This window comes from Pseudaeromonas pectinilytica (assembly GCF_054780855.1).
This window is the reverse complement of sequence record NZ_BAAGVN010000270.1, coordinates 1-4,150: the sequence shown is the minus strand read 5'-3', so window position 1 is coordinate 4,150 and position 4,150 is coordinate 1. Positions and strand designations below refer to the sequence as shown.

Annotated in this window: 4 protein-coding genes; all 4 read right to left on the bottom strand. The window is 40.8% G+C overall.

The window, feature by feature from the left end:
• Positions 1-255: 255 nt before the first annotated feature.
• Complete coding sequence (locus tag ACYVG7_RS11090; RefSeq protein ID WP_460883170.1) at positions 256-738, bottom strand: hypothetical protein; 483 nt, start codon at positions 736-738, stop codon at positions 256-258.
• Positions 739-740: 2 nt separating this feature from the next.
• Positions 741-2,060 carry a hypothetical protein gene (locus tag ACYVG7_RS11085; RefSeq protein WP_460883169.1) on the bottom strand — a complete coding sequence of 440 codons (1,320 nt, stop codon included), beginning with the start codon at positions 2,058-2,060 and terminating at the stop codon, positions 741-743.
• A 70-nt stretch (positions 2,061-2,130) separates the two neighbouring features.
• Positions 2,131-2,460 (bottom strand): hypothetical protein, encoded by a 330-nt coding sequence (locus ACYVG7_RS11080; protein WP_460883168.1) that lies wholly within the window; start codon positions 2,458-2,460, stop codon positions 2,131-2,133.
• Between the two features lie 499 nt (positions 2,461-2,959).
• On the bottom strand, positions 2,960-3,832 hold the full coding sequence (locus ACYVG7_RS11075) for a yippee-like protein (protein WP_460883167.1): 873 nt from the start codon (positions 3,830-3,832) through the stop codon (positions 2,960-2,962).
• Positions 3,833-4,150 lie beyond the last annotated feature (318 nt).

Genomic DNA, 4,150 nt, shown 5'->3' with positions numbered 1-4,150 from the left:
AGTAGGCAGAGAAAATCCAAGCAAAACAACACGTTAGACGGTATTATTAATTCGCTTGCCGCTTAAGGTTCTGTACATGAGGCCAGCAATAACAGCATTAAAAGTCCGCGCAGATAGAGGCGGCTGAGATTAAAAATATAGTTGCACTGCGATTTCAATGATGACTCCATTTTCAATAAAAACTACCATGAGAAATTTGTTGTTCTATAACTACATTCAGTTTCATTGAATAATAATATTTTTTCGATGTTGATGCTAAAATTGGGTAGTTCCTGCATCTTGGCAGTTAGAGTCAAAAACCCTGATTGTTATATTTCTATGTTCGTCGTGAATATATACTTCACCAGTGCATTCTTTTTGTTCATTGGTGCCTTGATTGAGTGTTATGTTCCATGTGTATGCTCCATATAATATGTTGTTATAGTTTTTTGCGATGTGACCAGAACTGGCGTTTTCATAAGTTTGAAAATAATTCCCCGGGCCAGATAATTTTAAGTTACTTGCAGTGCAAGATGATAATAGACCGCAAACAGGCTCAAAGTTCACATGGATTAAGCTTTCATTGTTAGGTGGAATTATGGATTTCAGTGCGTTTATCGTTTCTTGGCCGTTTTTGTGTTTTAGCACCTCGTTGTGTGATTCAAAGTCTGAATTGTCCATATATAAGTCGGGTGATAATGGTTCTTCACCAGCCAGTGAGATGTTAGAGAAAATAAAGACAAACCATGCTTTTTTCATTTTCAGAATCCATCGGTTATTGATTTTATATTTGAATCGAAAGGGAACTTATCATCGGCTGATATGAAAATTGGCTCAGAAACCAATTTCATGTCGCTTATGGATACGTTCATAGCGTCTAGTCCGCCAATATTCAGACCGAAATTCGTGACAACTTTGTTGAAGTTGACACTAATTGTATTGCTACTAGATGAATTTTGAGGAATTATTGCTGTTATGTTTTTATATTCGCAATTAGTCTCTTTGTTGCTAAAGAGGACTTGCTTTACGTTGTATGTAATGCACAGCCCTACTTTTGTCTTTATTGTTGTGCCAGATTCGCTGGTCAGGCTACTATATTTGGGCACTAGTTTTACTTTAATGTCAAAATTGTTCTTTTTTTGCGCGGCTCCGGATGACACGAAACCGACTAGACCATCTAGGGTGATGTCTGCATTAGCGCCTACCATTTTGTTTGCATTTTCAACCGTAACATCATATAGAGAGTCTACTACGTCACTTTTGAATTTCGGGCTAATGGAACTGTTTAAATAAACATTAAACATGCAGCTCGACAGCGTTTTACATATATCGCCCTCGTTGTTTTCTTCGAAATCTTTATATGAGTAATCGTTTTCTTTGTTGCCGGTGAAAAAGCCAACACCCAAATATCCTTTATATTTTTTTTCTAACAAATCAATAAATGCACTCTCTTGGGTTTTAATAACTGCAATGTGCAATAGCTTTTCACTATCAGGCATTCCTTTTATTGATGGGACAAGTTTCTCTTCTGCTGCATCGTTCCTGTTCATTTCTCTAGCTAGTATTATAGTTACATTGTTTTTGTCAAAAACGTATTTTTCGAACTGATAAGCTTCTCCGTGTTTGTATGGTGTTGAATATGGGGCTACAACATTTTCCATCGGGATCAATTCTCCCTCATATGTCGTCGATATGCAGTCCTTCATGTTGTGTAAGCAGTTATCTGACACATCTTTACTCAAGCTCATTACATCAGTTGTTTTTGTTAGCCCGGAGGTAGATAAAATATATGTATTATACATTTCGATAGGCGTGGATATAAAGAGATCCTCACTTGCATCCTTGGATACAATAACTCTATTGGGGGATGGGTAGGTGGTGGTGAATGGTAATATTAGATTGTATGATTTTTTGTTGTTTATTGAGTTAAGAAATGTCATCTCTGGCTCTGTTATATTGAATTTTTCAATATTTATAATCTGCCCTGTTATGACCTTTTGATTTTCAAATCCAATTAAATATAAATAAGCTGAGCAACCAGTCAACATGGTGCACATTACGAGCGGGATGATCTTTTTCATATGTTGTATTCCGATTCTGTCTGTGTAATAGAGTTTTATTCATGCGATGCTGTGGCCATTGATTTCATATTCATACAAAGGTAAATGTTAATCCCAACGCAATTAACGGAATGGCCCACCATTTGAACGGGATCCAGAATAGGTCATGCTTGGCTTTGATCTCATATTCAGCTTGGGTCTCTTTGTCGATGACAGTCCGTCCGGGTCTGGATTCCAGTTTGCGGCCAACAAACCAGATGATGGCGGCGGCTAATGACAAACCAATCAGCCACACCCAAGGGTGCATCTGGCGAAAGCCCGGACTTCCGGTTATCTGATCGGCAAGTTGTTCCACCGCCAGCTGGATCAAAATCACGATCACCGGGATAGCGATTCCCCAGCCTCGCCAGACTAAAAGCATATGTGCTCCTTATTGATTAAACTGGCTGAACATTCTTGATTTGTTAACAGCAATGTCATGCCATTAACAATCTATTAATATGAGGATGCAGCGTTTGGGTTATATCCCAGCGGTTATTGCTGTGTTGGAATACCCGAGCCAACCGATCGAATAGATACATTGAGTTAATCATTTTCACCGATAAACCGTGAATGTGAGTAAAACCGATCCAGATCACGCAGATGGCGTGATAGTCATGATCGTTGGCGTAAAAATCCAATATTGCTGGCTGGGGAAATCGCAGCTCGGCAGTTGAGCTTCTATCTTCAGACGCCGGATCATGTGGGTGAGTCGACGGGTATCGCTATCAGTTGAGTGATGGGGCCCCTCCCTCTGGCATCCACCAGGCTGCTGGAGCCAGTGCCATCCGAGGAGTTGTTTCACCATTGGGTCAGACGTTTGAATTGTTTGATAGAAAAGACAATGCTTGGCTCCCCATTAGGGAGCCAAGCAGTGGGGATTACTTGCTGGTCTGTTGCTTGATCGATGGAGCCATCTTCAGGGATGAACTGCTGGCGGTAGCACTATTCTGCAGAGTGCCTTCAACCTTGGTTAGTTGGATGGAGTAAGTACTATTCCATCCAGAAACAAGGCCAACATTTTTGCAGTGGATACCAGTCCAGTAGCCGTTGCCGGTATTACCGTTAAACTGGACGATATAACAATCATCATAAGTGGTGTCACCTACTGTATAGGTGGTCTTGTTCAGAGGAAATACAACTTCTGTAAATGTTGAGTCACTGGAATCAGACTGGCAGGTGTCTTCAGATGGGTTCGCGAAATCTTGGCAACCGTAATATTGTTTTTGGGTCTTCTCATAGTTACTGAGATAGCTGCCGCCATTAGCTTGCACCGCTGTTGGTATATCAATGGCATTTTTTTCTGTTACGTCAGCATAGGTATATGGAGTCTCAGCTCCAGTAGTGCTAACACAAGATCCTTTGATTGTATAATGACCTTTTGAGTCGTGGTTTTCTTCGTTTACCCATGATCTACAAGATTCATTTTCGGCGTTGATGTTCCATTGGTAGGTGTATTTAATAATGCCTGGGGTCATGTAATCATCGATGCGCACACCTTCATCGGCTGCTTGATTTTCGCTGGCCAGCTGTACTTGTTTGAATGTTTTTTTCAGACCATCCTGATTATAGTAATCACTCAGAGTAATCATGGTCGGTCCATTGCTGGGTAAGGTCCCGACATAGTTTCCTTTGGCATCGATAACTGTATTACCATTAACTTTAATTTCGCCATGAACATCGAGAGAACCGGCGTTAGCTGCATATGGGGCCATGCACATGAAAATAGCAGAAAGCGTGATAATTTTTTTCATTTCAAATCCCTTTGAATATTAATTTATGGTTAGGTCGCCGCTGATAATTAAGTTTTGCGAATCTAATAACGCAACGTCGCCATTCACGGTGACTTTAGATGTTGATTTGATTTCGCTGACGTTTTGTAACTCCTCAGCTGTTATCGTTTGCTCTGGTAGCGATGGGTCATAGCCAGATGGTTTATCTGATGAGTCAGAACCTCCGCCACCACATGCCACCAGCAATGCACCGAAAAGGGCGCTGTTCCCTTTACGTGTTGTTGACTATTTTCACCCCACCCGATAACCAGGATTTTGCACTGTTGGGCTCTTGGTTGT

Coding starts and splice junctions, on each gene's coding strand:
- ACYVG7_RS11090 (WP_460883170.1), bottom strand. CDS start 738: ATGAAAAAAGCATGGTTTGTCTTTATTTTCTCTAACATCTCACTGGCT.
- ACYVG7_RS11080 (WP_460883168.1), bottom strand. CDS start 2,460: ATGCTTTTAGTCTGGCGAGGCTGGGGAATCGCTATCCCGGTGATCGTG.
- ACYVG7_RS11075 (WP_460883167.1), bottom strand. CDS start 3,832: ATGAAAAAAATTATCACGCTTTCTGCTATTTTCATGTGCATGGCCCCA.
- ACYVG7_RS11085 (WP_460883169.1), bottom strand. CDS start 2,060: ATGAAAAAGATCATCCCGCTCGTAATGTGCACCATGTTGACTGGTTGC.